General features: G+C 63.7%; 28 protein-coding genes and 2 pseudogenes. 13 read left to right on the top strand and 17 right to left on the bottom strand.

Annotation, left to right across the window (positions count from 1 at the left end; all coding sequences use genetic code 11):
- Window positions 1-8 precede the first annotated feature (8 nt).
- The 5 genes and pseudogenes from flgE to ACVMIH_RS15805 all read left to right on the top strand — a co-directional run bounded on the left by flgE (window position 9) and on the right by ACVMIH_RS15805 (window position 4,753).
- A pseudogene (gene flgE, locus ACVMIH_RS15825) lies at window positions 9-1,299 on the top strand (flagellar hook protein FlgE).
- Window positions 1,296-1,550, top strand: a complete 255-nt coding sequence (locus tag ACVMIH_RS15820; RefSeq protein WP_057020579.1) for a hypothetical protein — start codon at window positions 1,296-1,298, stop codon at window positions 1,548-1,550. The pseudogene flgE and the gene ACVMIH_RS15820 overlap by 4 nt, the downstream one beginning before the upstream one ends.
- A 19-nt stretch (window positions 1,551-1,569) precedes the next feature.
- Window positions 1,570-2,025 (top strand): hypothetical protein, encoded by a 456-nt coding sequence (locus ACVMIH_RS15815; protein WP_057020644.1) that lies wholly within the window; start codon window positions 1,570-1,572, stop codon window positions 2,023-2,025.
- 27 nt (window positions 2,026-2,052) lie between these two features.
- Window positions 2,053-3,828 carry a flagellar hook-associated protein FlgK gene (gene flgK, locus ACVMIH_RS15810; protein ID WP_057020643.1) on the top strand — a complete coding sequence of 592 codons (1,776 nt, stop codon included), beginning with the start codon at window positions 2,053-2,055 and terminating at the stop codon, window positions 3,826-3,828.
- A gap of 16 nt (window positions 3,829-3,844) precedes the next feature.
- Entirely contained in the window at window positions 3,845-4,753 is a 909-nt protein-coding gene (locus tag ACVMIH_RS15805; RefSeq protein WP_057020578.1) for a flagellin, read from the top strand.
- Window positions 4,754-4,765: 12 nt separating this feature from the next.
- Here the strand turns inward: ACVMIH_RS15805 and ACVMIH_RS15800 are convergent, their stop codons facing one another.
- From ACVMIH_RS15800 to ACVMIH_RS15790, 3 genes and pseudogenes are all read right to left on the bottom strand, one after another.
- The gene (locus ACVMIH_RS15800; RefSeq protein ID WP_057020577.1) at window positions 4,766-5,722 is read right to left on the bottom strand and encodes a substrate-binding periplasmic protein; all 957 of its coding nucleotides are present in this window, start codon (window positions 5,720-5,722) and stop codon (window positions 4,766-4,768) included.
- The gene (locus ACVMIH_RS15795) at window positions 5,719-6,006 is read right to left on the bottom strand and encodes a c-type cytochrome (protein WP_229188856.1); all 288 of its coding nucleotides are present in this window, start codon (window positions 6,004-6,006) and stop codon (window positions 5,719-5,721) included. Before ACVMIH_RS15795 ends, ACVMIH_RS15800 begins: the two co-directional genes overlap by 4 nt.
- A gap of 79 nt (window positions 6,007-6,085) precedes the next feature.
- Window positions 6,086-7,751, bottom strand: a pseudogene (locus ACVMIH_RS15790) (methanol/ethanol family PQQ-dependent dehydrogenase).
- 663 nt (window positions 7,752-8,414) lie between these two features.
- On the opposite strand from ACVMIH_RS15790, the gene ACVMIH_RS15785 reads away from it, so the two are divergent.
- The 4 genes from ACVMIH_RS15785 (at window position 8,415) to ACVMIH_RS15770 (ending at window position 10,688) form a co-directional block, all read left to right on the top strand.
- Window positions 8,415-8,810, top strand: coding sequence for an EF-hand domain-containing protein (locus ACVMIH_RS15785; protein ID WP_057020575.1), 396 nt, complete (start codon window positions 8,415-8,417; stop codon window positions 8,808-8,810).
- 335 nt (window positions 8,811-9,145) lie between these two features.
- The gene (pqqA, locus tag ACVMIH_RS15780) at window positions 9,146-9,226 is read left to right on the top strand and encodes a pyrroloquinoline quinone precursor peptide PqqA (RefSeq protein WP_009031067.1); all 81 of its coding nucleotides are present in this window, start codon (window positions 9,146-9,148) and stop codon (window positions 9,224-9,226) included.
- Window positions 9,227-9,449: 223 nt separating this feature from the next.
- Window positions 9,450-10,334 carry a hypothetical protein gene (locus tag ACVMIH_RS15775; RefSeq protein WP_375167067.1) on the top strand — a complete coding sequence of 295 codons (885 nt, stop codon included), beginning with the start codon at window positions 9,450-9,452 and terminating at the stop codon, window positions 10,332-10,334.
- 117 nt (window positions 10,335-10,451) lie between these two features.
- Window positions 10,452-10,688: a hypothetical protein gene (locus tag ACVMIH_RS15770; protein ID WP_057020573.1), complete on the top strand. Its 237-nt coding sequence runs from the start codon at window positions 10,452-10,454 to the stop codon at window positions 10,686-10,688.
- A gap of 5 nt (window positions 10,689-10,693) precedes the next feature.
- On the opposite strand, the gene ACVMIH_RS15765 is transcribed toward ACVMIH_RS15770, so the two are convergent.
- Genes ACVMIH_RS15765 through ACVMIH_RS15750 form a run of 4 tightly spaced genes read right to left on the bottom strand, consistent with a single transcriptional unit; the run spans window position 10,694 to window position 13,460 of the window.
- Window positions 10,694-11,047, bottom strand: a complete 354-nt coding sequence (locus tag ACVMIH_RS15765) for a hypothetical protein (protein WP_057020572.1) — start codon at window positions 11,045-11,047, stop codon at window positions 10,694-10,696.
- Between the two features lie 40 nt (window positions 11,048-11,087).
- A complete protein-coding gene (locus ACVMIH_RS15760) occupies window positions 11,088-11,798 on the bottom strand; it encodes an ABC transporter ATP-binding protein (RefSeq protein WP_057020571.1) in 711 nt (236 codons plus the stop codon).
- Window positions 11,788-12,525 (bottom strand): ABC transporter permease, encoded by a 738-nt coding sequence (locus ACVMIH_RS15755; RefSeq protein ID WP_057020570.1) that lies wholly within the window; start codon window positions 12,523-12,525, stop codon window positions 11,788-11,790. Before ACVMIH_RS15755 ends, ACVMIH_RS15760 begins: the two co-directional genes overlap by 11 nt.
- A gap of 2 nt (window positions 12,526-12,527) precedes the next feature.
- Window positions 12,528-13,460, bottom strand: coding sequence for an ABC transporter substrate-binding protein (locus ACVMIH_RS15750; protein WP_168856108.1), 933 nt, complete (start codon window positions 13,458-13,460; stop codon window positions 12,528-12,530).
- Window positions 13,461-13,609: 149 nt separating this feature from the next.
- Here ACVMIH_RS15750 and ACVMIH_RS15745 point away from each other — a divergent pair, with 149 nt between their 5' ends.
- Window positions 13,610-13,951, top strand: coding sequence for a hypothetical protein (locus ACVMIH_RS15745; protein ID WP_371852187.1), 342 nt, complete (start codon window positions 13,610-13,612; stop codon window positions 13,949-13,951).
- Window positions 13,952-14,075: 124 nt separating this feature from the next.
- On the opposite strand, the gene ACVMIH_RS15740 is transcribed toward ACVMIH_RS15745, so the two are convergent.
- Window positions 14,076-14,900: a quinoprotein dehydrogenase-associated SoxYZ-like carrier gene (locus tag ACVMIH_RS15740; protein WP_057020568.1), complete on the bottom strand. Its 825-nt coding sequence runs from the start codon at window positions 14,898-14,900 to the stop codon at window positions 14,076-14,078.
- Between the two features lie 43 nt (window positions 14,901-14,943).
- Window positions 14,944-15,870, bottom strand: a complete 927-nt coding sequence (locus ACVMIH_RS15735) for a quinoprotein relay system zinc metallohydrolase 2 (RefSeq protein WP_456862462.1) — start codon at window positions 15,868-15,870, stop codon at window positions 14,944-14,946.
- A gap of 167 nt (window positions 15,871-16,037) precedes the next feature.
- On the opposite strand from ACVMIH_RS15735, the gene ACVMIH_RS15730 reads away from it, so the two are divergent.
- Complete coding sequence (locus tag ACVMIH_RS15730) at window positions 16,038-16,919, top strand: substrate-binding domain-containing protein (RefSeq protein ID WP_057020566.1); 882 nt, start codon at window positions 16,038-16,040, stop codon at window positions 16,917-16,919.
- A complete protein-coding gene (locus tag ACVMIH_RS15725) occupies window positions 16,916-17,470 on the top strand; it encodes a PQQ-dependent catabolism-associated CXXCW motif protein (RefSeq protein WP_253607696.1) in 555 nt (184 codons plus the stop codon). Before ACVMIH_RS15730 ends, ACVMIH_RS15725 begins: the two co-directional genes overlap by 4 nt.
- A gap of 27 nt (window positions 17,471-17,497) precedes the next feature.
- Here the strand turns inward: ACVMIH_RS15725 and ACVMIH_RS15720 are convergent, their stop codons facing one another.
- The 6 genes from ACVMIH_RS15720 to ACVMIH_RS15695 all read right to left on the bottom strand — a co-directional run bounded on the left by ACVMIH_RS15720 (window position 17,498) and on the right by ACVMIH_RS15695 (window position 22,378).
- Window positions 17,498-17,794 (bottom strand): copper-binding protein, encoded by a 297-nt coding sequence (locus ACVMIH_RS15720; RefSeq protein ID WP_456862460.1) that lies wholly within the window; start codon window positions 17,792-17,794, stop codon window positions 17,498-17,500.
- A gap of 142 nt (window positions 17,795-17,936) precedes the next feature.
- Window positions 17,937-18,554 (bottom strand): hypothetical protein, encoded by a 618-nt coding sequence (locus ACVMIH_RS15715; RefSeq protein ID WP_076834158.1) that lies wholly within the window; start codon window positions 18,552-18,554, stop codon window positions 17,937-17,939.
- The gene (locus ACVMIH_RS15710) at window positions 18,551-19,399 is read right to left on the bottom strand and encodes an ABC transporter permease (protein ID WP_028336929.1); all 849 of its coding nucleotides are present in this window, start codon (window positions 19,397-19,399) and stop codon (window positions 18,551-18,553) included. The genes ACVMIH_RS15715 and ACVMIH_RS15710 overlap by 4 nt, the downstream gene beginning before the upstream one ends.
- Window positions 19,396-20,217, bottom strand: coding sequence for an ABC transporter ATP-binding protein (locus ACVMIH_RS15705; protein ID WP_456862458.1), 822 nt, complete (start codon window positions 20,215-20,217; stop codon window positions 19,396-19,398). Before ACVMIH_RS15705 ends, ACVMIH_RS15710 begins: the two co-directional genes overlap by 4 nt.
- Entirely contained in the window at window positions 20,214-21,191 is a 978-nt protein-coding gene (locus tag ACVMIH_RS15700; RefSeq protein WP_253589711.1) for a YVTN family beta-propeller repeat protein, read from the bottom strand. Before ACVMIH_RS15700 ends, ACVMIH_RS15705 begins: the two co-directional genes overlap by 4 nt.
- A 5-nt stretch (window positions 21,192-21,196) precedes the next feature.
- Complete coding sequence (locus ACVMIH_RS15695; protein ID WP_456862456.1) at window positions 21,197-22,378, bottom strand: ABC transporter substrate-binding protein; 1,182 nt, start codon at window positions 22,376-22,378, stop codon at window positions 21,197-21,199.
- A gap of 146 nt (window positions 22,379-22,524) precedes the next feature.
- Between ACVMIH_RS15695 and ACVMIH_RS15690 the strand changes: the two genes are divergently transcribed.
- On the top strand, window positions 22,525-23,043 hold the full coding sequence (locus ACVMIH_RS15690) for a DUF3280 domain-containing protein (protein WP_156436536.1): 519 nt from the start codon (window positions 22,525-22,527) through the stop codon (window positions 23,041-23,043).
- 186 nt (window positions 23,044-23,229) lie between these two features.
- Here the strand turns inward: ACVMIH_RS15690 and fghA are convergent, their stop codons facing one another.
- Both fghA and ACVMIH_RS15680 read right to left on the bottom strand, forming a co-directional pair.
- Window positions 23,230-24,069 (bottom strand): S-formylglutathione hydrolase, encoded by an 840-nt coding sequence (fghA, locus tag ACVMIH_RS15685; RefSeq protein WP_057020561.1) that lies wholly within the window; start codon window positions 24,067-24,069, stop codon window positions 23,230-23,232.
- 30 nt (window positions 24,070-24,099) lie between these two features.
- Window positions 24,100-24,720 (bottom strand): response regulator transcription factor, encoded by a 621-nt coding sequence (locus ACVMIH_RS15680; protein ID WP_016847801.1) that lies wholly within the window; start codon window positions 24,718-24,720, stop codon window positions 24,100-24,102.
- Between the last annotated feature and the right edge of the window lie 157 nt (window positions 24,721-24,877).

Genomic DNA, 24,877 nt, shown 5'->3' with positions numbered 1-24,877 from the left:
GTCATATCATGAGTCTTACTGGTGCTCTTTCCTCAGCGATCTCGGCGCTCAATGCGCAGAGCCAGTCGCTGGCAATGATTTCCGACAACATTTCCAACGCCGATACCACGGGCTACAAGACTACGTCGGCAATGTTCCAGGATCTGGTGACGGCGTCGAACAGCGCCACCTCATACACGTCCGGCGGCGTCACGGTGTCCGGCCGCGCCAACATCACCCAGCAGGGCTTGCTGTCCGCGACCACCAACGCCACCGACGTCGCGGTTCAGGGAAGCGGCTTCTTCGTCACAACCAACGCGACGTCCGGCGGCACCACCTCCTATACACGCAACGGCGCGTTCACCACCGACAATCTGGGCTATCTCGTCAACAACGGCAATTACCTCGAGGGCTGGCGCACCGACGCTGACGGCAACATCGTCGGCAATGCCTCTGCCGCGAGCCTCGGACCTATCAACACGCAGGTGGCGTCCACCAGCGGCAGCGCCACCACCAAAACCACGGTCGCGGCGAACCTGCCGGCCGATGCCGCCGTCGGCGCGACCTTCAATAGCTCGATGACGGTCTACGATTCGCTTGGCACGGCGAGCACGATCCAGATCGACTGGAAAAAGACCGCCGACAACAGCTGGCAGGCCAGTTTCGAGACGCCAAAGCTCGCGTCGGACTCCACGACAGACAGTGCCAGCGCGATCACCGATACGGTGGATATCACCTTCAACAGCGACGGCTCGCTCGCCTCGACCAGCCCGAGCCCTCCCGTCATCTCGGTGACGGGTTGGAAGGATGGGGCGGCCGACAGTTCTGCCGCCAACGGCACGGCCATCACGCTCAATCTCGGTACGGCCGGCAAGACCGACGGCCTGACGCAGTATTCATCGGGCGAGACCACGCCAGCCGTCGATCTCACCAGCATCACGTCGGACGGTCTGCCCTATGGCAAGCTGAGCAGCATTTCGATCGGCAAGGGGGGCGTGGTCGACGCCACCTACTCCAACGGGCAGACGATCGCGATCTACAAGATTGCGGTCGCGACCTTCAGCGACCCCAACGGATTGAGCGCGGCTAGCGACGGCATGTTACTCCGCGACGGCAGCTTCCGGCAACGCCACGCTGCAGACCTCGGGCACCAACGGCGCCGGCACGATCTACGGCAGCGAGCTGGAGTCGAGCACCACCGATACCAGCGGCCAGTTCTCCAACATGATCTCGGCGCAGCAGGCCTATTCGGCGGCCTCGCAGGTGATCACCACAGTCGACAAGATGTTCGATACGCTGATCTCGGCGGTGTCGCGATGATGACCGAAAAGCAAAATGACCGCTTGCTGGTCAGGCTTCAGCGGCTGAAGGCGAAGGCCGCTGCGGTCCGGCCGGACGATCGCGCGCAGCTTCGTGCGTTGCTCGACGATGTCGGAACGTTGCGGGACCAGCTAATGCGCGAATGCGCGCGGCTCGACCATGAACTCAACCGGGCCGCGGTCCGGGTAACGGCAATCACCGCGTACGGGCGCAGCGCACAATCGGTTCGCGCCCTGCGTCGCGGACACTAGCTTGAACGGGAGCGATGACATGACACCGGAACGCAACATCAAGATCAATCCCGCGGGAAATGACGAGCGCGCAAGGTCGTTGATCGCGCTGATCGACAATCTGATCGCGATCGTGAACGAGGAGAATGTCGAGCTCGCCAAGGGCTTGCCGGCCTCGCGGCTGAAGCAGGTCGACGAGAAGCATCGACTTGCCACCCTGTTCGAGCAGTGTGTGGCGGAAGCGGTCGGCAAGACGGCAAATCTCAACGTCCAGGACCGCGTGCTGCGCGAGCAGCTGATGGACCGGATCGTGAAGCTGCGCATGGCGATGGACGAGAATGTGATGCGGCTACGCGCTGCGATCGATGCCAGCAATCGTAGGATCGAGGCGATCATGCAGGCGATCCGCGAGCAGATCGCCAACGTATCGCCTTATGGCGCCGGCGGTCGTCGCGTCACGCCGGCGATGTCCTATGGCACCAACGTGCGGGCCTGATCGGGCCGGCGCCGGAGGGAGTTGGTCGTGTCGTCGCTCGATATCGCACGAAGAATCGCATTCAGCGGGCTGTCAGCCACGCAGGTGCAGATCAGCGTAGCTTCGGCCAATATCTCCAATGCCGACACCAAGGGCTATACCGCGAAGACCGCCAACCAGAGCAGCAGCGTCACTTCCGGTGTCGGTACCGGTGTCACGATCACGGGGATCAGCAGCGCGGTCGACGAGCTGCTCCTGAAGTCGCTGGTCGGGGCCGATTCTGATCTCGGCGCCGCCGATACCACCAACAGTTTTCTGACCGAGCTCCAGCAGCTCTATGGCAGCACCTCGAGCTCGGACAGCTCCACAACGGGCACCTCGCTGGCCAACACGATCGCGGCATTCGAGTCGGCGTTGTCGTCGCTGGCGAGCACGCCGAGCAGCGCGTCGCTACAATCGAACGCCGTCAGCGCGCTTGCGGCGATAACGACGCAGCTGCAGCAGACCTCGAACGGCATCCAGACGCTGCGCTCCAATGCCGACCAGGACATCGAGTCGTCGGTCACCGATATCAATTCCGACCTGCAGCAGATCTCCGACCTCAACAAGCAGATCAAGCAGCAGGCGGCAGCCGGGCAGTCGACGGCCGATCTGGAGGACCAGCGCAACAGCGCGCTGCAGGATCTCGCGTCGATGATGAATGTGAGCTATTTCACCACGTCGACCGGCGATCTGCAGGTCTATACCGGATCGGGACAGGCGCTGGTCGATAGCACGGCGCATCCGCTGAGCTATACGGCGCTGCCCAGCGTCACGGCGTCGACGACGTACAGCGCGGGATCGTCAAGCGGTTTCAGCGGCATCTCCGTCAACGGCGTCGACATCACCTCGCAGATCTCCTCGGGCAAGGTCAGCGCGCTAATCACGCTGCGCGACCAGACGCTGCCGGCGGCGCAGTCGCAACTCGATGAGCTGGCCAGGCAGCTTGCCGCGAGCGTCAACGCGGTGTCGAACCAGGGCACGTCGGTGCCGCCGCCGGCCAGCCTCACCGGAGCCGCCACCGTGAGCAGCACGACGCCGCTGTCGGCAACCGGCACGGTGCGCATCGCGGTTGCGGACAAGAGCGGCAATATGGTGTCCTACCAGGATCTCGATCTGTCGTCCTACGCTACGGTCGGTGATCTCGCCACCGCGATCAACGGCATCTCGGGGCTGTCAGCTTCGGTCGATGCCAACGGACACTTGTCGATCTCGACGACCACATCCGGCAACGGCGTTGCGATCAACGAGATGACGAGCGCGGTCGGCAGTGCGGCTCAGGGCTTTTCGGATTACTTCGGGTTCAACGACCTGATCACGGGGACCGGCGCGTTCGACATCGCCGTTCGCAGCGACATCCTCAATGGCTCGGCGGCGCTGCCGACGGCGACGCTCGATGCGTCGTCCACGCTGACCGCCGGAAACTCGGTGCTGTCGCCGGGCTCGGCAACGGTGGTGAACGCGCTCTCGAGCGCGCTGACGGGGGCGACCAATTTCGGCATGGCCGGCGGCCTCGGCGCGACCACAGGCTCTTTCACGGACTACGCGGCCGCTATCGTCGCCAACGCCGCTGGCAAGGCGACCCAGGCGTCGGCGGTCTACACCGCCAAGCAAACCGCGCAGTCGACCTATGCGAATTCGCTGTCGTCGCAGTCTGGCGTCAACATTGACGAGGAATCCGCAAATCTGAGTGCGTTGCAGAACAAATACGCCGCCGCGTCCCAGATCATTACCGCCATCAATGCCATGTTCTCGGCGCTGATGACCGCGATGAGCGCCAGCTGAACCCGAGGCCGTCGTCATGATGATGCGCGTTGCCACCTTTGCACAGTCGGACCAGATGATATCAAACGCGTTGCGGGTGCAGGCGGTGATGGCCAACGAGCAGGTGCAGGAGTCCTCAGGGCTGCAATCCGAGGATTTCGGCGGCTACGGTTCCGGCGCCGGGCGCGTCATCAATTTGCAGGTGTCGGTGACGCGCGCGCAGTCCTATATCGATGCCAGCCAACTCGCCGATAACAAGGTGCAGGTGATGTATTCGGCGGTCGGGTCGATGACCGACATCATCACGCAGCTGCGGACCCAGCTCAGCGCGGCCACCACCGGCAGCAGCACGGCGACGGCATCGGTGATCAACTATGCGCAGCAGGCCATGGCGCAGATGCAGGAGCTGCTCAACACCCAGTATGACGGCGAATATGTCTTCAGCGGCACCCGCACCAACACCGCGCCGGCGGACCTGTCGAGCTATGGGACGGGCACCGGATCGCTGACGACATCAGACACCAGCTACTACAAGGGCGACGGCGAGATCGCGTCCGTGCGTGTGTCGGACAGCCAGTCGATCTCGTACGGCGTCACCGCCGACAATCCAGCATTCGAGCAGGTCATGCGGTTGCTGAAATACGTCGGCAACAGCACGACGCTGTCGTCGAGCGACATCACGCAGGCGCTCGACCTCGCGAGCAATGCGCTGGATGCCACATCCACCGTGCAGGCAAAGTTGTCGGCCGCGGCGTCGCAGATCGAGACCGCCAGCACAAACCAGAGCGATTACCAGAATTTTGCGAAAACGCTGTCGACGGACCTCACCAGCGTCGATGTCGCGGCCGTGACGGCACAGCTTTCGACCTATCAGGCGCAGCTGACGGCGTCCTATTCGGCGATCTCCAAGATCCAGAGCATGAATCTGGCGAGCTATTTGCGATAGCTATCGCCGGCATCACCGGTTCAGAATCTTCAGCCAGACATCGCCGAGAATGATCGGCTCGCGCGGCGGAAGCCAGGTGAGGCCGGCGGCCTTGCCGAGCTCCGCGATGGTACCCTTGGCCTGCAGGTCGGTGAGGACCTTGTTGACAGATTCCAGCAGGACCTTGTCGGTTTCGAGCGCAACGTAACCGCGGTTGGCGCCGATCGGATAATAGTAGCCCGAGGCCGTGATCCTGGTGTCGGGATGTTCAGCGCGGTAGGCGTCGAAGCGGCGCAGGTCGAGCAATGTGGCGTCGAATTCGCCGCGTTCCAACTCTCCGAGTAGGTCGCTGCGCCCCGGAACGAGGTGCGTGATGTCGTCGATCAGCTTTCCCTTGTCGAAGGTCATCAGGATGGCGTCGCCCAGCGTGCCGCTTTCGATCGTCAGGCGAAGGCCGGCGAGATCGCCGATATCGCTGATCTTGCGCTCCTTGATCTTGTCTTTGGCCTTGGGACCGAGCACGACGGTCATCGGCGAATAGATGTAGGGCTGGCTCGGCGCCAGCACGCCGATCGGGATCCGCCGGCGGCGATCCTCGCGGGTGGCGCCGTCGAAGTCCGGCAGCTTGGCCGTCGTGACGCCGGGCGCCTTCAGCGAGTCCGTGGTAAGCGCGTAGCCGCCGACCAACGAGCAGCGCCCGTCCGACAGCAGCGCATTGGCTTCGAGCGCCGGGCTTGCGGTGTCATCGAGCTTGCTTTCGAACCACTGGATCTCGAGCTTGCGGCCGAGCCGCCCGGTTATTGCCTGCGCGAGCGCAACGTCGAAGCCCGAGGCGGGCTTGCCGCGATGATGCACGGAAAACGGCGGCAGGTCCTCGTCGAGACAGACTCGGAGCGGCTCGTCGGCCGCGCGTGCCGCGGTCACGCCGGCAAGCGTCGAGATCAGTGCGAAGCCGAGAGCGGCGGCTAGCGCCGCGGTCCAGGCCCTCATGGCTTTCTCCGGCTTGCGACGAAGGCCCAGAGATCCGATATCTCCTCGTCGCTCAGGATGTCGCCCCACGGCGGCATCTTGCCGTTCTTGCCCTGCTTCACCGTGGTGACGAACCGTGTCTTGTCATCGGGATGGGTACGAAGGTCCGGCGTGACCGTGCCCGAATTGACCATGTTCGGACCATGGCAGTGCGAACACTTCTGGGCGTACGTGACTTTGCCCTTGTCGATCGTGGCCTGATCGCCGTCGGCATTTGCTTGCTGTGCGATGGCAGGCATCGTCATAGTCGCGATGCCCGTCATCGCGGCGGCGGTGAACACCGCCGCCGTCCAGATCGATACTGTCTTCACGTGCGATCCGCGCTCACTGCTTGACGGCGAAGACCCAAAGGGACCCGCCCGTCGGCACTTTCGCAAGGCGCTCGTCGCCGGAGAAGATCGAGTACACTCCGCCGTAGCCGCTGGTAACGGCGATATACTGAACGCCATCTTGCTGCCAGGTCACCGGCTGGCCTTCGATGCCGGAGCCGGTCTGGAAGCTCCACAGCTTCTTGCCGTTCTCGGCGTCGAACGCATCGAATTCACCGGTCAGCTGGCCGGAGAACACGACGCCGCCGGCGGTCGAGAGCACACCCGAGAAGCGCGGGATGTCGCTCGCCACCTCCCACTTGCTCTTTCCAGTCATGGGCTCGATGGCCTTGAGATAGCCGCGCGCTCCGTTGGGCCAAGCCCAGGGATCGGTGAGGTCCATGCCGAGATACCATTCGCCCTGCTTGTAGGTCGCGGGCTCGGCCTTGTAGTTGCCGCCGATATTGAGCGTATTGGCGTAGGCTAGGCCGGTCTGCGGATTGTACGACATCGGCTCCCAGTTCTTGCCGCCAAGGATCGACGGTTGCACCAGGACTTTCTTGCCGTCGCGCGCATCCTTGGAGATGTCGGTCTCAATCGGACGGCCGGTTTTCAGATCGATGCCGCTCGCCCAGTTGACCGTCACGTAAGGATTGGCCGCGAGCAGCTTTCCATTGGTGCGATCGAGCACGTAGAAGAAGCCGTTGCGGTTGGCGTCCATCAGCACCTTGGTCGGCTTGCCCTCGACGGTCATGTCGGCGAGCACCATCTCGGCAACCGAGTCATAGTCGAACGGGTTGTTCGGCGAGAACTGGTAGTGCCACTTGATCTTGCCGGTCTTTGGATCCAGCGCGAGCACCGAGCAGGTGTAGAGGTTGTCGCCGGGACGTACCGCCGAATTGAACGGTCCGGGGTTGCCAATACCCCAATAGACGGTGTTCAGCTCGGCATCGTAGGAGCCGGTGATCCAGGTCGATCCGCCGCCGAGCTTCCAGGTGTCGCCCTTCCAGGTGGTCGCCACCGGGTTCGTCCGGGGACGGGATGGTATGGGTGCGCCATAGATGCTTGCCGGTTGCGGGATCCCAGCCGTCGATGAAGCCGCGGGTGCCGAACTCGGCGCCCGAGATGCCGGTGATCACGACGCCGTCGGCGACCAGCGGGGCCACCGTCATCGAGTAGCCTTCCTTGATATCCGCGGCCTTCTGGCGCCACAGCTCCTTGCCGGTCTTGGCATCGAGCGCGATCACATTGGCGTCGAGCGTGGTGCGGAACACCTTGCCATCGAACAGCGCCGCGCCGCGGTTGATGATGCCGCAGCAGACGATGCGCGGTGTTTCGGCGGGATATTCGACCTTGGTCTTCCACACCTGCTTGCCGGATTTGGCGTCAATCGCCATCGTGGCGTTGTGCGTGGTGAGATAGATGGTGCCCTGGTAGATCAACGGCTGCGATTGCTCGCTGCGATCGTCGGCGAGACTGTAATTCCAAACGGGAACGAGATTCTTGACCGTGTCCTTGTTGATCTGGTTCAGCGTCGAGAAGCGCTGAAGATTGTAACCCATGCCGTAATTGAGAACGTTCGAAGTATCAGTCGCCCCCTTGACCAACTGCTCGTTGGTCTGGGCGCTTGCACCATACGATGCAAGAATCACGAGGCTTGCGGCCAGCGCAATGCGTCTCATCCTATCCTCCCAATGAACCTTTTTCGCACGCCTATTCCTGACGTTGCGGACGGAACCATCCGCCTGAAACCAAAACGGGTCAATACGAAAACGTGAACGAGCGCCCGCTAACCGCAAGAGACTGATCGAAAGCGTCAGGTCTTTCGCAGATGCGTTCGTGGCTTGCCGCGTGGAATACGCTACACCAGCGCGGCCCGCCGTGATGCCGCGGCGCGAACGGTCAGCTGGACGGCGTCGGAGGACAGACACTCGGCCGCGGTTTCGCGCCCCGCTTGTCCGGCGGCACATTGCAATTATCGATACGCTGCTCGTCGGTCCATTTGCGGCCGAGCCGTTCCTTGCCGGTGAGAACGCGCTGCTGGACCGCCTCCGCCGATGGGGCAGGGTGCCGGGTCTGCGCGGACACGGGCGCGATAAGACCGAATGCAATGAGGCAGCCCAATGCGTTCTTGCAAATGCTGGTCATGGGTCACCTCGCTCGTTGTGGTGCAATCGAGAGCGCCACAGATGGCCCGTGAGGCAACCGCTTTCCACCCGAATCCCGACAGGATTTCGCCGCATACACGAACCGTGGGAAGCCCCGCTGAAGCTGCTATGGTAGGGTAGGGTCGGATCGCAGGCGCTCCGTGTCTTCGCCGGAGCGGCACTTACGGGAGACGAACGATGATTTCGCGCCGATCGCTTGCTCTGACTTTGGCCATGGCCGTCCTGTCGGCGCCCGCCCTGGCGGCCGGCCGCAAGGGCGCGCTGAAGATGCTCGACCCCGATAATGACGGCACGGTCGACCTTGCCGAAGCCAAGAAGGCTGCCGCCAATCTGTTCGCGAAGCTCGATCCCGACCATGACGGCACGCTCGACGCGCGCGAATTGCGTGGACGGCTGACCGCGAAAGAACTGGCCGCTGCCGATCCCGATCACGACGGCACCCTGACGCTCGACGAATATCTCGCGGTCGTCGAGCAGCGCTTCAAGGCCGCAGATCCCGACAATGACGGAACGCTGGATGCGAAGGAGTTGAACTCGCGCGCCGGCCGGGCCCTGCTGCGCCTGCTCAAATAAGTTGCCAGCCGGCGAACTTTGCCGGGCGGATTTGCCGGATATTGACGCAGAATTCCGCGCATAACAAAAAAAGTTGCGATTTCGCTCTTGGGCAAGACGCGGCTGGATGAATCGGGTCTCCTTACCCACGCGTCGCCGCCCGGCAGCCGGAAAATGCCCGACAGATCAGTGTCGGAGTTCCCAATGCCGGGCAGATGTCAGCGAGCCGTCGTCCGCTTCGGCATGTCCAGCAGCGAAGTCGGGTCCTTACCCGGCCGGCTTGCGCCCTGGAAAAGGCAGCCCTAGCTTGCCGCGCGGCGCGAGGCTTGCGCCAACTTATGACTTGGGAGAAGGAAATGGCCTGGAAAACACCGAAGATCGTCGAAGTGCCGGTGGGCATGGAAATCAACATGTACGCCTGCGCAGCGCGCAAGTAATCTTAAGACAAGTAACGCGAGACAGCCTGCCCGGCTCGTGCAGCGCGCTGCATCGAGCCGGGCAGGCGTCTTTTGTCGAACGTGTCTTTCTCGGGCGCTGCGGCCGCTCGGACAGCTTCTCTCATACCCTTCCCACAAGACCTTGAGACCGACACCACCTGCGCGATTGGCGGGCCTAGCTGCTTTGTCCTACAGTGTGGCCTGAGGCGGTGGTGCGGGGACGATGAATCCAAAACTCAAGACCGGGCGTTGGGCGGGGATGCTGTGCGCGGCGATTGCCGGCATCGCGGCGGTGTTGCCGCCTGGCGCATATGCCGAGGACTTTGATACCGAGCACATCTTCGGCTTCATGATCGGCTCCGACGTGGGCAATGTCGGTGAGCGCGAATTCCAGAGCCAGACCACAGGGCGCTTCGCCAAGGACGGCGGCCGGTATCGCACGCTCAATCAGGAAATGGAGCTCGAGCTCGTGCCCGCGCAGAATTTTCGTGTCGAGCTCGGAACGTCATTCGGCGCATACGACATCAACCGCGTTCCGGGTCTTGACGATCGGCGCCAGCTGTCGTGGCAGAGCGTCTCGGTCGATTTCCGCTATCGCTTTCTGAATCGCGAGACGGCGCCCTTTGGCATGACGGTCGCGCTGGAGACGCGTGCCGATCGCGTCGACGAGACGACGGCCGCAGCCGTCCGTAGTTATGGCACCGAACTCACGGTCGCGTTCGACCGCGAGGTGATCCCGAATTTTGTCATCGCGGCCCTCAACCTAAGCTATGAGCCCGAATGGACGCGCACGCCGCGCACCGGCGCTGCGGATCAGGATGCCACCATCGGTGCCGCATTCGGCCTGATGGCCAGGGTGAAGCCGGATATCCTGATCGGCGGCGAAGCGCGCTATTTCAGGAAGTACGAGGGAATCGGCCTGGATGAACTGTCCGGGCAGGCGCTGTTCATCGGACCGACCGCCTATTTCCAGCTCTCCGAACGTTCACGCCTGACCGCGACCTGGAGCGTCCAGGCCTGGGGGCAGCGGGCCGGAAGCAATGCCGCCCTCGACCTCGTCAATTTCGAGCGCCATCAGGCGCGGCTGGTGTACGGTTTGAACTTCTAGAGCGTGAAGCCTCCCGGACCGGGTTCCCCAACCTCTCACGGGGCTGTGAAACCCGGACGTGGCTGATTACGTATTTCGCCGTGTTATCTATTGCATGAGCACGCTTAGGGATCGCGCATGAACCCGATTGATCTGATCGTCACGGTATGTGCCGTGCTGTCGCCCGCCACCTGCGAGGAGCAGCATCTGGTGTTCAACTGGAACGGCTCGCTGCAGCAATGCGCCATGGCCGCGCCGCCTTACATCGCGCGGTGGGTCGGCGAACATCCGAAATGGACCGCGGTGCGCTGGCGTTGCGAATATCCGCACCGCAACGATCGGGCCGGCGCGGGCGGCGAGCTGCCAGCGGGTTAGCCTTCCTATTTGTTGCAGTCCTTCAAGTCCTTGTCGGATACCGAAAACACGGCGTCGGCCTTGATCTCGATGTCGCGAACGAAGCACTGCCTGGCGCCGCTGTAGCCGACCTTGGCGTCGTAGCGGCCGGGCTCGACGCCGGTGATCCGCAGGCGCTCGTCATGGTCGACTTCCTTGTCCTTGTCGTTGAGCGTCTGGTTCGGACCCCACTCGTTCTTGCCTGCCGGCGACAGCGCGAAGCTCGAAATCGTGGCGCTGGTCAGATTCCACAGCCGAATGCCTTTGCCCTTGCTTTGGGCGAGCACCGTCGCCGGCAGCACAAGCGACGCAACACCAACAGCGATCAACGCGCGCGACATCCAGCCTCTCCTTTATGCTTCGTCCAAGGATGACGGCGTCTCACATATTTGCAAGGTCCAACTGTGAGAGTTGCCGCTTGATTTCGTCGATCTCGGGTTCGCCGCGCGTCGCGCGTGGTGTGGCAATGGTCTCGACGTGGAGGATTCGGGCCGGCCGCGATGACAGGAAGAACAGGCGATCGCCGAGGCGAACGGCGTCGTCGAGATCGTGGGTGACGAGCAAGGTCATCATTTTCCGGCTCGCCACCAGCGTCGCGACCTGGTCGCGCAGCCGCCCCGCGAGCGCATTGTCGAGCGAGGCCAGCGGCTCATCGAGGATCAGGAAATCGGGCTCGATGGCGAAGGCGCGGGCCAGCGCGACGCGGCGGGCGAGGCCGAGCGACAGCTCCGCGGGAAAATGGTTGCGGTGCGCGCCCAGTTCGAGCACCTCGAACAGCGCAGAGAGCGTGCTGTCGTCGACATGCGGCGCGGCCAGCCGCACATTTTCCTCGACCGTGCGCCAGGGCAACAGCCGCGGCTCCTGGAAGACCATGCCAAGGCGCATGCCCGGCGACTGCGCGACATGGCCCCGGTAGTTGGCGTCGAGCCCGGCGAGGATCCGGAGCAAGGTGCTCTTGCCGCAGCCTGACGGGCCGAACAGCACGCCGACCTCGCCAGCGTTCAGCGTGAAGGTGACGTTGTCGAGCACGTCGTGCCGCTTCCCGGCCGCGCTCTCAAAACTCTTGCCGGTGATATTGACTTCAAGCTGCACGGAGCCGCCACCGCGTTAGCCTGGTTTCAAACGGCTGCACCAGCAGGGTTTCGATGATGAGCACGACACCCGCAAAGCTCAGCGAATAGGCAAGCAGCAAGGGGATGTCGAACAGCTGGAAGGCAACCCCGATCTCGAAGCCGACGCCGTTCGGCCGGCCGAGATATTCGGCGACCAGCACGATCTTCCAGACTAGCGAGAGCCCGGAGCGCGCAGCGGCCGCGATGTAGGGCGCAAGCTGCGGCAGGATCACATGACGGAAGGCGCGGCCGCGCGGAAAAGAAAACGCTGTCGCCATTTCGTCGAGCGCAGGGTCGAGCGCGCGGGCGCCCTCGCGCAGGGTGACGACGGCGGTCGGCAGCTTGTTGATGGCGATGGCGGCGATCGCGGCGACCTCGGTCAGCCCGGCCCAGATGTAAGCGAGCACGATGACGACGAGCGCCGGCAGGTTGAGCAGCAGGATCAGCCAGGGATCGCCAAGGCGATTGGCAAGCGAGACACGGCCCATCAAATAGCCGATCGCCGAGCCGAGCGCCATGGCAAGCGTGAAGGCCAGCGCGACCCGGGCCAGGGTTGCGCCGAGATTGACGAACAGCGCGCCCGATCGGGCTTCGGCGACGAGCACCGACAGCACCGCCGGCGGCGCCGGCAGCTTCGCATCGCCGATCAGCAGCGAGGCGATCCACCAGGTCGCGATGAACAGCGTGAATGAGAGGAGACGCAGCACCGCTAGTCTCCCGGGATCGCTTGGTAGAAGGTGCCGGGATCGAGCTCGGTTGCCGTGCCGACCAGATCGCGGCCGCCGAGCTGCGCCAGCACCCGGTAGAGCACGCGCGCATCGGCCTCTTCGTCCGCGATCGGACGGCGCGGGATGCCTTCGCGGTAGCGCTCACGATAGGCATGCAGGGTTGCGGGATCCTGCGCGCCGGTGAGCGGCGCGATCGCGTCCCATTCGGCATCCGAGGTCGCCAGAATCTCTTTCGCTGCGCGGGTCACCGCGATGAAGCGGGCCACCAGATCCTTGTTGGCATTGGCCCAGGCTTCGTCGAACACGTAGCCGATCATGGCGATGCGGCCCTTGCTGCCGAGCTTTTGCAGGATCTCTTCCATCCCGGCGAGCCGGCGAAAGCCCTTGGCTTCGAGCGCGGCGCAGAAATTCCAGTAATTGAGCGTCGCGTCCATCTCGCCGCCGAGCGTCTTGGCGGCGAGCAGCGGCGGCGCGCCGTAGACGATGGTCGCCTGCGACTTCAGGTCGACGCCGTCCTGCTTCGATGCGGCTTGCAGCAACAGCCAGTTCTTGTCGATCGCCCCGCCGGCAATAGCAAGCTTCCGCCCCTTGAGGTCCGCGAGCGTCTTGACCGGCGAGGAGGCCGGGACCATCACGGCGCCCAGCGCGCTCGAATAGGGATAGAATTGCAGCTTGGCGCCGAGCGACCGCTCGCGCGACACCCAGGGCCAGTCCGATACCATCACGTCGGCCGTGCCGGCGCGCAGCGCGATCTTGCCGGCCTCGGGGCTGGCCAACTCGACGACGTCGATCGACAGATTGGCCTTCTTGTCGAGACCATGGGAGCGAATGACGGCCAGTTCCCAGGCCAGCGTTCCGGTCTTCTGCGCTGCAACGCGGATGGTCTGCGCGTAGCACGAGGTGCCGAACTGCATGACCGCCAGAACTGCCGCAGCCAACACCGTGCGTACAGAGATGATCATCGTTTCTTGAGCCACTTCCCCGAATGTTTTCTTTTCTGATCAACATCCATAGCATAGCTTGCGGAAAGAGAAGAGGAAGCAGGACCATGGCAGGAGCTGGCATGCTACGACCGATTGTCGCCATCCTGGTGCTGGCCGGGACGGCGGTCAGCGTGCGGGCCCAGGAGATCAACGACTATCCGACCTCGGCGCGGGCGGAATATGTGTTCGGCTGCATGAAGGCCAATGGCGAATCCCGGCAGTCGATCGAGCAATGTTCCTGCTCGATCGACGTCGTCGCCTCGATCATCCCCTATGATCGCTATGTCACCGCCGAGACCGTGCTGAGCATGGCGCAGGTGCGGGGCAATCTGGGCGGCCAGTTCCGCTCGTCCGAGCAGGCCGCGAACGCGCTTAACGACCTCAGGCGCGCCCAGGCCGAAGCCGAAGTCAGGTGCTTCTAGAGCATGATCCGGAAAAGTGCGAAGCGGTTTTCCGGAAAGATCATGCTTAAATACCGGGCTAAGGCGCGATAGCGATCCAACCTGATCTCATTGCATTTTGCGTCCGTCGTGAGATCGCGAGGCGTCAGGTGCCGGGATTCTCGACCTTCCATTCGTGCTCGAAGATATGCCCTTCGGTGTCCTTGGCTTCGGCACGGAAGCGCTTGGCGCCATTCGAGACGTAGGTGAAGCGGATATTGGGATCCTCGGAAATCGAGATTCCGCCCTCCATCGCCAGCACCGGACTGTCGTCCTGCCAGATGTGCAACTCGTTGACGAAGAAGGCCGGGATATAGAGCTGCGTGACCTGGTCCATCTGCAGGCCTGAATTATTCGGATGCCCGATCATGATCTGGGCTTCCCGCGTGCTGGTCGCAGGTCCCTGTTCGGACTTGGTGAATTGCCGGTAGCGCATCTGGCCGAGGCGGTTCTTGGCTTCCTCGACGTTCTTGCCGGCGGGCGCTGAGCAGCCGCCGGACGCCTTGACATAGACCTTGCTGACATAGAGCTTGCCGTCGCTGAGCTCCGCGACGGCGTGCACATTGGTGTAGTTGTTGACGCGGACACGAGTCGAGATCTCGGTGACGTTGGCGGCCGGCCCCAGCGTGAACTTCGCGGCCATCGGCGCCGGATTCTCGTCGATCACAAGCGTGATCGCGACGACGCGGCGGCTGTCGCTCGGCTGCAGCTTGGTGCGCAGCGTCACTGGCACGATCGCGGCGTCTTCCGCGCGCATCGGCATCTCGATGCCGATGACATCATTGCCGTCATTCATCGGGCGGCTGCTGAAGATGTCCTGGACAAGACCCGGCCAGGGATCATAGGCCTCCGCGGCGGACGCAGCCGGTGTGCCCAGCGCGATCGTGAGCAGGCTTGCGATGCAAAGCAGGCGGGCGCGATGTCCGGTCATGTTCGCGAAATCCTATGCAGCCGCGTAAGTATAGGACGAACAGCTATTCCCATTCAATTTCCGAGAATGCTGCAGTTGCGTTGCGGGCGTTGTAATCGTCGAACAATTGCCAGCGCGGCCGCTCGGCGGCTGCCGCGTGCTCCGCCGCGGCCGTGATCGGCTTGCCGCTTGCGACCAGTGCGCGCACGTCCGCGGCCAGCACCCCAAGATAACGCCGCTCGTCGGCAAGCGCGGCCGGCCACGCGCTCACGGGCCCGTGACCGGGAACCACGCGCTCGGCGGAGATCGCCATGAGTTCGTCGAGCGCACGCAGCCAGCCCTTGAGGCTGCCGTCGACCACGGGAATATGGATGAGAAACACCATGTCGCCGGCGAACAGGGTGCTGGTTTGCTCGTCGAGGACCGTGAGGTCGTTATCGCTATGGGCGGGCGGCCACGCCTTCAGGGTGAGGGCCCGGCCGCCGAGGTCGAGCCTCAGCGTGTCCGCGACGAGCACGGTCGGGGGGATGATCTTCACCTCGTCGATCAACGCGTCGCCCATGCTCCGGCGAAACCCGTCGAGGTAGAATTGTCCGCGCGCGGCCAGCGCGCGTGGCAGGGACTTATGGCCGACGAAGCTGGTCCCGTCGCCGACGAAAGCCGCATTGCCGAAGCTGTGATCCGGATGCGCGTGGGTGTTGATCACGTAGCGGATCGGTTTGTCGGTACGGCTGCGGATCGCGGCGAGCAGCTGTCGTCCTTCGCGGACGCTGCCGCCGGTGTCGATGACGGCGACGGCGCTGTCGCCGATCACGAATCCCACATTGGCGATTGCGCCTTCGTTCTCGCGCGTCATCAATGCGGTGACCCCGGTGTGAACGAATATTCCGGGAGCGACTTCGCTTACAGGCAATTCCACCTCTTGCGCCCGCGCTATGGTCGGCGCCCAAAGCATCAGGAGCAGCGCAAGCACCGAACCGCCATGAGCCATGTTTCCGCCTCAGTTACTCCGCGACGCGCGATCGATGTCGTCGCGTTCCAGTTTGCGCTGCAGCAAGCAACGCGGCGTGGTCGCGATCATTATTCCTGTTGCACGTCATGGTACGCCGGGCAATTGCTGGATGGCGGCGATCGATCCGATCAAGAGGAGACCGCGTAATGAGAATTGTCGGATGCCGTCCTGTTCTGCTCGCGCTTGTCGGTTTCATCGCCTGTCTGGCCGGCCGCGACATCGCACGCGCGCAGGTCAACGATCAGGGCGAACTGTCCATCGAGCTCATCGATGCCCGCGTGCTGCGCATCTGTGCCGATCCCCGCAACCTGCCGTTCTCTAACGACAAGGGCGAGGGGTTTGAGAACAAGATCGGCGAACTGCTGGCCGGAAAGCTGCAAAAGAAGCTCGACTACATGTTCTTTCCGCAGGCGACCGGCTTCGTGCGGATGACGCTCGGCGCGCATCGCTGCGACGTGATCATGGGCTTTCCGCAGGGCGATGACCTCGCGCAGGGCACCAATCCCTATTACCGCACAGCCTATGCGATCGTCGCCAAGCCGGGCAGCGGGCTCGATGAGGTCACGACGCTCGAGGACCAGCGGCTGAAAGGCAAGCATATTGGCATCGTGGCGGGAACGCCGCCCGCGACCAACATGGCCATCAACGGCCTGATGACCAATGCGAAGCCTTATCCGCTGATGATCGATACGCGGTACGATTCATCGGCCGAGGCGATGATGAACGATCTCGCCAAGGGCGAGATCGACGCCGGCATCCTGTGGGGGCCGATGGCGGGCTTTTACGCCAAGAAGGCCAACCCGCCGCTGCGCATCACGCCGCTGGTCAAGGAGACCACGGGACCGAAGCTGATCTATCGCATCGGCATGGGCGTGCGGGCGTCCGACCAGAACTGGAAGCGCCAGCTCAATCGCCTGATCCAGGAGAACCAGCCCGAGATCAACAAGATCCTGCTCGACTACGGCGTCCCGCTGCTCGACGAGAACGACCGTCCAATCGGGCCGGAGACCGCGACCAAATCACCATGATCAGGCTTGCGGCCATGCTTGCGGTGATGCTCGTCGCCGCTTCGCCTGTCCGCGCGCAAGACCCACCCGCAGAGCCGGAGGGCTATCGCACCGAGGACTACCGCGCTCCGGTGCCGGTGACGCTTGCCGGCGCACGGGTGCTCACCACCGCGGAAGCGGAAGCGATCTGGCGCGACAAGTCCGCCGCCTTCGTCGACGTGCTGCCGCGTGCGCCGAAGCCAAATCTGCCCGCCGGCACGGTGTGGCGCGAACGGCCGCACCTCAACATTCCCGGCAGCATCTGGCTGCCTGACACCGGCTACGGCAAGGTCGCAGCGCCCACGGAGGACTACCTGCGACGCGGGCTCGTCCGCGCCTCAGGCGGCGACGCCACCAGATTGCTCGTGATCTACTGCCAGGAGAATTGCTGGATGTCGTGGAACGCGGCCAAGCGCGTGCTGTCCTACGGCTACCGCAACGTGGCGTGGTATCCGGAGGGAACTGACGGATGGGAGCGTGCCAAATTGCCGCTGGCGGATGCCGAGCCCGAGCCGCGCGAGGGAGAGCAGTAAGCCCGTCCTCGCGCGCCACGCGGGCCGTTACTTCTGCTTGTCGAGCTTGTTGATGGTCTTGCCGCTGTCGCTGTCCGTTGTGGTGAACGAGACCTTGTCACCGGCGTGGAAGGCCTCCAGCGATTGTCCCTTCGGCACCTTGTATTCCTGGATCGCGCCGCCGGACGCGCCCACTGTGCCGCCTTGCGTCTGCTGGATCGAGATGGTTCCACTCAGTCGGTCAATCTTGGTGACCATTCCCGACATGGATTGCTGGGCCAAAGCCGCTGCGGTGACCAGGCTCGCGGCGGCAAGGCTGGTCATGACGATCTTGGCTGCTTTCATGGAGGTCTCCCAAGTTCAGATATAGTTGGAGACAACGAGCGGGCAGTGCAGTTTGTTCCGGATCGGCGTGGCCCAACAGACTGTTACCCAAAAGACCGTCAAAACGGCGCGTTGACGATCCCGGGGCGTTCGGTCGCAGGCCTCAATCGAGCTCCTGCTGGATGGTGCGGCCGAGCGCGAACAGGCGCTGATCGATCGCGGTCGGCACCTCGCAGACGAATTTCACCACGCGCCCGCGGTCCTCGAAGATGCGGGTCTCCCAGACCAGCTGGTTGCCGAGCTCGTCGACCTTGGCCTGATCCGGCGGTGTCGCGTCCTGGAGCGCCTGCAGCTTGAGCGTGTCGTCGCGGATCTTCTCCGCGGCCTCGCGCTGCTTGCGCATCACGCGCTCGAGCCCGTTCATGACCGAGGCGCGCTGTCCGTTCAGCGTATCGAACAGACCGGCAAACAGCAGTTTCCCCGCATTCGCCTTGTCGGCCGCGGCCGCTGACAGGAATTCGGTGATTTCCTTCTGCGCTTCTTCGAGCGGAACGCGGCGCGCCGCGAGCTTGATTGCGAGCGCGCTGACTTTCGGGTCGTCCTTCCACTTGGTCTCGGCATCGCCGAGCGGCGGCCCGGCCCAGACTGCGGCGAGCGAGATCTCGGGCACCTTGGCCTGTTGGCAGGGCCAGTCCGGATAGCGCGGGTCGGCAGCCGATGCGGCCTGGTTCGACAGAACCATCGCGAGCAGCGCGCCCAGTCCTGTTCGCCAGCCTGTCATGCCTCGCCTCCGCCGGGTCCGCGGCGCACCAGGCCGCGCGATGGATCGTAAGCCAGGATCGCGCCGATCATGAAGACGACGGTGCAGCCGCCGACCACCGCGAGCGAAACCCAGTTCATCTTGCCGTACAGCGCAAACCGGATCAGCTCCACCGCATGCGTGAACGGATTGCACTGGCAAATATAATACAGCATCGGGCTGCCTTCCTGCACGCGCCACAGCGGGTAGAGGGCCGACGATGCGAAGAACATCGGGAAGATCACAAAGTTCATCACGCCGGCGAAATTTTCCAGCTGCTTGATGCTGGCCGAGATCAGCATGCCCAGTGCGCCGAGCATCAGGCCCGACAGCACCAGCGCCGGAAGCACGGTGAGGTAGCCGATGGTCGGCGGCGCGATGTCCCAGAACCACGCGATGACGAGGAAGGCATAGACCTGGAGCAGCGACACCGCCGTGCCGGCGAGCAGCTTGCAGAACAACAGATAACCGCGCGGCAGCGGGCTGACCAGCAGCGTGCGCATGTTGCCCATCTCGCGGTCGTAGACCATCGACAGCGAGGACTGCATGCCGTTGAAGAGCTGGATCATCGCCATCAGGCCGGGCGCGATATAGACCTCGTAGAGGATGTAGGTCTCGTAGGGCGGAATGATCGAGATACCGAGCACCTGCCGGAAGCCGGCCGCGAAGATGAACAGCCAGACCAGCGGCCTGACCAGCGCCGACACGAAGCGCTCGCGCTGATGCAGGAAGCGCAGCGCCTCGCGCCACACGATGCCGTTCAGGCAGACGATGTATTCCGACAGCGAGAAGCCGCTTCGCTCAGGCGTAACCGTCGTGCTGGTCATGACGGCGGTCTCCCCGCGAGTGTTGCCGTTCCGGTCAGGCGCATGAACGCGGTGTTGACGTCCTGGGCGCCTGCGTCCGCGATCACCCGTGACATCGGGCCGTGCGCCAGCATTCGGCCCTGATGCAGCACGACGAGGTCGTCGTTTGGCATGATCTCGTCGAACAGATGCGTCGCCCAGAGCACGCCGATGCCCTGTTCGGTGACGAGCTGCCGGACATGGTCGAGAATGTCGGCGCGCGCCTTGACGTCGAGCCCGACCGTGGCCTCGTCGAGCAGCAGCAGCCGGGGCCGGTGCAGCAGCGCGCGGGCGATCTCAAGCCTTCGCATCTGGCCGCCCGAGAGATCGCGCACCTTGCTGACGGCGCGGTCGGCAAGCCCGATGCGGCCGAGCACCTCGGCGCTGCGCAGCCGCGCCTCGCGCCGCGAGATGCCGTGCAGCGCGGCGTGATACAGCAGATTCTGCGTCAGCGAGAGGTCGAGATCGAGCGTGCGCGGCTGGAACACCACGCCCATCAGCCGCAGCGCTTCACCCGGCGTCCGGCTGATATCGTGGCCGAATATCTTGATCTGGCCGTTCTGGATGCCGAACAGCCGCGTCACCAGCGAGAACAGCGTGCTCTTGCCGGCGCCATTGAGACCCAGCAGCGCGGTGAAGCTCGCAGGCTGGACCGTGAAACTGACATCGATCAAAGCGCGGCGCGGACCGTAGCTGTGGCTGACATTGCCGATCGACAGGGCCGGCTGCACGGCCGCGGCTGTTTCAGGGCCTGCATCCGGCGAGAGCTGGTTCGCGATATGGGCGTCGGTTGAGGTCATGGCTGCGCGATCGTGATCCCCCAGGGCAGTTCGCCGACCTGAATGGTCTTGATCACCTTCTGGGCCGAGACGTCGATGACCGAGACGTCGTTGGAGACGCCGTTGGTGACCAGCAAATATTTTTCGTCCGGGGTGAAATCCATGTGCCAGACCCGCTGGCCGACCAGCAGATATTTGAGGACCTTGTGGGTCACACCGTCGACGACAGCGACGCGGTTGGCGGGGCCGAGCGCAATGAATGCGGTCTTGCCGTCCTTAGTCATGCCGATGCCGACGGGCTGGATCGCCTCGTTGCGCAGGCCCGGAATTTCGAAGGTGATCTTGCCGGTCACCTCGCGCTTGACCGGATCGATGATCGACACGGTGCCGCCGATCTCGGAGGAGACCCACAATTCGGAGCCGTCACGCTTGAACTGGGCGAAGCGCGGTCGCGAATCGACCAGCACATTGGCGACGATCTGGCGCGTCGACGTGTCGATGAAATGCGCCATGTTGGTGGTCTCGGAGGTGTTGATCAGGATCTTGCCGTCCGGGCTGATCGTCATGCCCTCAGGCTCGACGCCGACCTGGATGTCGCCAATCCGGGCGCGCTTTTCGAGGTCGATCACGGTGACCGTGTTGTCGTTCTCGTTGGCGACATACATGGTCTTGCCGGCGGCATCCTGGGTGAACAATTCAGGGTCGGGACCGGAGGGCAGGGTGTCGACGATCTCCTGGGTCTTGGTATCGATCACCTGGATCGTGTCGTCGTCGCCAACCGCAACCATCACGAACTTGCCGTCGCGCGAGAACTCGATGCCGCGCGGCCGCTGGCCGACCTTGATGGTTTTGGTCACCGTCCAGCTGCCGGTGTCGATCACCGTGACGGTGTTGCCCTTCTCGTTGGAGACGTAGGCAACGAAGGCGGACGCCGGTGTCGCGGCAAGCCAAACGAGCATCCCGGTCAACAGACAGCGGCGCCACATGCGTTTCATCTCCCTCACTGCAGCTTGCACTTCGTTTCAGGCCGGTCAACTCCGAGCGTGTCGAGTTCGGAGACCTGATGCAGGAAACCTTCCTGCGGCGAGACCGAAACGACCATACGACCATCGGCCAGCAGGATCGGCTGGCGGAGCTGCAGATTCCAGTCTCGCAGGGTCAATCGTGTGCCCTTGAAGGCGGCAATCGAGAAATCCTTGCCCTTGAGGAAGGCGATGACCTTCTTGGGGTCCCCCGAATTGGTGCGGGATGTGGCTTCCCCGATCATGCGCGCGGCGGTCCAGGCCTGCATGTCGAGTGCGGTCATGCGGCGCATGTTCAGCTTGACGAAGCGGTTCTGGATCTGGACCGCGCCCCACTGGTCATGCGCCGCGTCCCAGCTGGTCGGCACGAGGCCCGCCGAGCCCGCCACCGGACGCGGGTCCCAGGTGCGATACGGCAGATAGTTCGCGAACACCTCGCTCTCGTCGGCGGCGACCAGCACGTCGTAAGCCGGCGCCTGCTGGGTGAACACCGGCATCTGGCGCTGGATCAAGGTCACGCCGCTGTCGGTGCGGCGCGCGCCGCCAGTGTCCTCGAAGGTCCGTTCCTGGACGATCTTGGCGCCGAAGCGGGTCGCGGCGCGGCGCAGCGCGTCGGCGTAAAGCTTGTCCTGATCATGCGAGCCGACCACCAGCAGCCAGCGTTTCCACTGCTTCCACACCAGATATTGGCCAAGCGCATCCGCCAGCATCGAGCGGGTGGGTGCGATGTGGATGACATTGACGCGGCAGTCCTGCTCGCGCAGCCGATCGTCGATCGCGCCGGCATTGAGCAGCACGGTGCCGCGGTCGCGCAGCGCGTCGGCGACCTTGAGCAAGGCGTCGGCGGGCAGGTCGGTGATGATATAGTCGTTGCGTCCGGCGAGGTCGGTCGCGACCTTGGCGACATCGTCGCTATCCTTGACCTTGACCTTGTCGAGCACGAAGCGCTGGTTGAGGAATTTGCCGGTCGTGTTGTTGTCCTCGATCGCAAGGCTCGCGCCTGCGATGCCGTCATTGTCGGCGGGCTGCTCGACCAGCGAGAGCGTCGATTTGACGCCGGCATGACCGAGATAGCCGATATGAACCTCGACGGGATCAGCCGCCAGCGCGCAGGTCGCCACCATGCTGAGCGCGATCGTGCCGATCAGCCATCGCAACATAACTCCTCCCGCAGTCTTTTTTCACTCGGCATGGCGTTCGGAAATCCGGCCTCCATGCTGTTGACTTGCAAGATGCCGGAATTGGCCTAGCTTGCAACCCCGCTTTTTGTCGTTGCGACGTTACAAATTACGATTGGTTCACAATCATGAGATCAGCGTTTGCCTTCGCCGTTTCTTTGCTGGTGGTGTCTGCGGCGGCAGCGCGCGCCGAGCCGCCCAAGCTCGCGGTGTTCGACCTCGAGATGATCGACACCAGCCTGCAGGGGGAAGTGAGCGGGCCACGCAGTGATGAGCAGGCGCGGCTGCTCCGGGCCGGCGATCGGGTGCGCAAGGAGCTCGCGGACTCCGGCAAGTTCCGCGTGCTCGACATCGCGCCGGTCAATGCTGCGGCGCATGGCAGCAATCTTCAGGCCTGTGGCGGCTGCGATGTGAAGCTGGCCGGCGAGTTGGGCGCTGATCTCGTGATGACGGGCGTGGTGCAGAAGGTCTCCAACCTCATCCTCAACATCAATCTCTATTTGCGCGACGTGCGTAGCGGGCAATTGCTGGCGGCAGCGAGCGCCGACATGCGCGGCAACACCGACGAATCCTGGTCGCGTGCCACCGACTACCTCGTGCGCAACCGCCTGCTCGCGCCGAACTACGGCGTGCCGAAGGCGCAGTAGCCTGCGCTCACGAATGGACCTCCCTTATCCTGAGGTGTGAGCTTTGCGGCGCAATTGCGCCGCTGAGCGCGCCTCGAAGGATCGGCTCGGTTACAGCCACACGTAGCAAATTCGGGCCGTGAATCCTTCGAGACCGGCCGCTTCGCGGCCTTCTCAGGATGATGGGATGAACGGACTGCGTGACGCTCACGCCTTCAGCCGCGCGGCGTGCCAGCGCAGATGATCGGCCATGAAGGTCGAGATGAAGTAGTAGCTGTGGTCATAGCCCGGCTGACGCCGCAGGGTGAGGGGGATGTTGGCCTTCTCGCAGGCGGCCTTCAGGAGTTCGGGCCGCAGCTGCTCGGTGAGAAAGCCGTCGGCATCGCCGTAGTCGACCAGCAGATCGGAGAAGCGGGCACCGTCCTCGATCAGGGCGACGGCGTCGTGCTTGCGCCACGCTTGCTTGTTGCTGCCGAGATAGCCGCCGAGCGCCTTGTTGCCCCATGGCACCTGCGACGGCGCCACGATCGGCGCGAACGCGCTCGCCGCCCGATAACGATCGGGATGGCGCAGCGCCACCGTCAGCGCGCCATGGCCGCCCATGGAATGACCGAGGATCGACTGCCGCGTCGTGTCGACCGGAAATTGCTCGGCGATCAGCTTCGGCAATTCCTCGGTGACGTAGCTCCACATTCGGTAATTGGTCGCGAACGGCTGCTCCGTCGCATCGACGTAGAAGCCCGCGCCGAGCCCGAAATCGTATGAGTTGGCGGGATCGCCGGGGACGCCTTCGCCGCGCGGGCTGGTGTCGGGCGCGACGAAGATCAGGCCGAGCTCGGCGCATGCCTGGCGGAATTCGCCCTTCTCGGTGACGTTGGCGTGGGTGCAGGTCAGGCCCGACAGGTAGGTGACGACGGGCAGCTTGGCGCCGGCCGCATGCTCAGGGACGAACACCGAAAAGGTCATGTCGGTCTTGGTCTCGCGGCTTGGATGCCGATAGACGCCTTGCGTGCCGCCATGCGACTTGTTCTGGGAAACGGTCTGCATTGTCGTATTCCTCTTGGTTGGAGCGCTGCGTCAGGCGACGCCGCTCTCGATCGCCAGCCGCACCAGCTCTGCCGAAGTGCGCACGCCAAGCTTCTGGCGCATGATCGATGACGTGTTTGCGACCGTCTTGTATGATGAATGCACCAGCCAGGCGATCTCCGACAGGCTCTTGCCTGAGCTGAGCAGGCGCAGGATCTCCATCTCGCGTGAAGTGAGCTTGGAGAGCGGATTTTGCGCAAAGCCCGGCCGCGCAAACGCCACGTTGCGCGCGATCGCTGGCGGCAGATAGACGCCGCCATTGCCGACCTCGCGCACTGCTTCCACCAGATCGTTGGGATCGCCGGTCTTCGAAACGTAACCCTTGGCGCCGATGTCGATGGCGCGGGCGGCGAACACCGGGTCATCGTTCATGCTGAACATGATGAGGCGCGCAGACGCATCATGCGTCAGGATGCGGCGCGCCAGCTCGAAGCCGGAGACCGTCGGCAGGTTGATGTCGATCACGCAGAGATCGGGCTTCTCCGCGACGAACGCCCGTTCGCCGCTTTCGGCATCCGCGGCTTCCAGCAGCGTGATCTCGGGATCGTCGGCGAACACGGTGCGGCAACCGGAGGCAACGATGGGATGATCGTCAACGATCAGAATGCGCATGGCGTTGTTCCGGCGACCTGCTTCGATTCACTCATCATCACATCGGTTTGCGCGAAGGACAGGTCGGTTCCGACCGGTTGTGCACCTCGTGCGGGATTGCGATAGGGTGCGATTAGATAGCCGGGCAAATTTGGCTGTCAACGATCCTCTCGGAGGA

It is taken from the genome of Bradyrhizobium sp. USDA 4503 (assembly GCF_054055815.1).
The sequence above is the reverse complement of the archived record's forward strand: the minus strand, read 5'-3'. Positions and strand labels throughout refer to the sequence as shown.

Coding starts and splice junctions, on each gene's coding strand:
- ACVMIH_RS15770 (WP_057020573.1), top strand. CDS start 10,452: ATGAACCCGATTGATCTGATCGTCACGGTATGTGCCGTGCTGTCGCCC.
- ACVMIH_RS15705 (WP_456862458.1), bottom strand. CDS start 20,217: ATGACCTCAACCGACGCCCATATCGCGAACCAGCTCTCGCCGGATGCA.
- pqqA (WP_009031067.1), top strand. CDS start 9,146: ATGGCCTGGAAAACACCGAAGATCGTCGAAGTGCCGGTGGGCATGGAA.
- ACVMIH_RS15710 (WP_028336929.1), bottom strand. CDS start 19,399: ATGACCAGCACGACGGTTACGCCTGAGCGAAGCGGCTTCTCGCTGTCG.
- ACVMIH_RS15820 (WP_057020579.1), top strand. CDS start 1,296: ATGATGACCGAAAAGCAAAATGACCGCTTGCTGGTCAGGCTTCAGCGG.
- ACVMIH_RS15690 (WP_156436536.1), top strand. CDS start 22,525: ATGAGATCAGCGTTTGCCTTCGCCGTTTCTTTGCTGGTGGTGTCTGCG.
- ACVMIH_RS15735 (WP_456862462.1), bottom strand. CDS start 15,870: ATGGCTCATGGCGGTTCGGTGCTTGCGCTGCTCCTGATGCTTTGGGCG.
- ACVMIH_RS15750 (WP_168856108.1), bottom strand. CDS start 13,460: ATGCAGTTCGGCACCTCGTGCTACGCGCAGACCATCCGCGTTGCAGCG.
- ACVMIH_RS15720 (WP_456862460.1), bottom strand. CDS start 17,794: ATGAAAGCAGCCAAGATCGTCATGACCAGCCTTGCCGCCGCGAGCCTG.
- ACVMIH_RS15715 (WP_076834158.1), bottom strand. CDS start 18,554: ATGACAGGCTGGCGAACAGGACTGGGCGCGCTGCTCGCGATGGTTCTG.
- ACVMIH_RS15785 (WP_057020575.1), top strand. CDS start 8,415: ATGATTTCGCGCCGATCGCTTGCTCTGACTTTGGCCATGGCCGTCCTG.
- ACVMIH_RS15680 (WP_016847801.1), bottom strand. CDS start 24,720: ATGCGCATTCTGATCGTTGACGATCATCCCATCGTTGCCTCCGGTTGC.
- ACVMIH_RS15765 (WP_057020572.1), bottom strand. CDS start 11,047: ATGTCGCGCGCGTTGATCGCTGTTGGTGTTGCGTCGCTTGTGCTGCCG.
- ACVMIH_RS15725 (WP_253607696.1), top strand. CDS start 16,916: ATGATCAGGCTTGCGGCCATGCTTGCGGTGATGCTCGTCGCCGCTTCG.
- ACVMIH_RS15795 (WP_229188856.1), bottom strand. CDS start 6,006: ATGACGATGCCTGCCATCGCACAGCAAGCAAATGCCGACGGCGATCAG.
- ACVMIH_RS15700 (WP_253589711.1), bottom strand. CDS start 21,191: ATGAAACGCATGTGGCGCCGCTGTCTGTTGACCGGGATGCTCGTTTGG.
- fghA (WP_057020561.1), bottom strand. CDS start 24,069: ATGCAGACCGTTTCCCAGAACAAGTCGCATGGCGGCACGCAAGGCGTC.
- ACVMIH_RS15800 (WP_057020577.1), bottom strand. CDS start 5,722: ATGAGGGCCTGGACCGCGGCGCTAGCCGCCGCTCTCGGCTTCGCACTG.
- ACVMIH_RS15815 (WP_057020644.1), top strand. CDS start 1,570: ATGACACCGGAACGCAACATCAAGATCAATCCCGCGGGAAATGACGAG.
- ACVMIH_RS15695 (WP_456862456.1), bottom strand. CDS start 22,378: ATGTTGCGATGGCTGATCGGCACGATCGCGCTCAGCATGGTGGCGACC.
- ACVMIH_RS15775 (WP_375167067.1), top strand. CDS start 9,450: ATGAATCCAAAACTCAAGACCGGGCGTTGGGCGGGGATGCTGTGCGCG.
- ACVMIH_RS15730 (WP_057020566.1), top strand. CDS start 16,038: ATGAGAATTGTCGGATGCCGTCCTGTTCTGCTCGCGCTTGTCGGTTTC.
- ACVMIH_RS15740 (WP_057020568.1), bottom strand. CDS start 14,900: ATGACCGGACATCGCGCCCGCCTGCTTTGCATCGCAAGCCTGCTCACG.
- ACVMIH_RS15805 (WP_057020578.1), top strand. CDS start 3,845: ATGATGATGCGCGTTGCCACCTTTGCACAGTCGGACCAGATGATATCA.
- ACVMIH_RS15745 (WP_371852187.1), top strand. CDS start 13,610: ATGCTACGACCGATTGTCGCCATCCTGGTGCTGGCCGGGACGGCGGTC.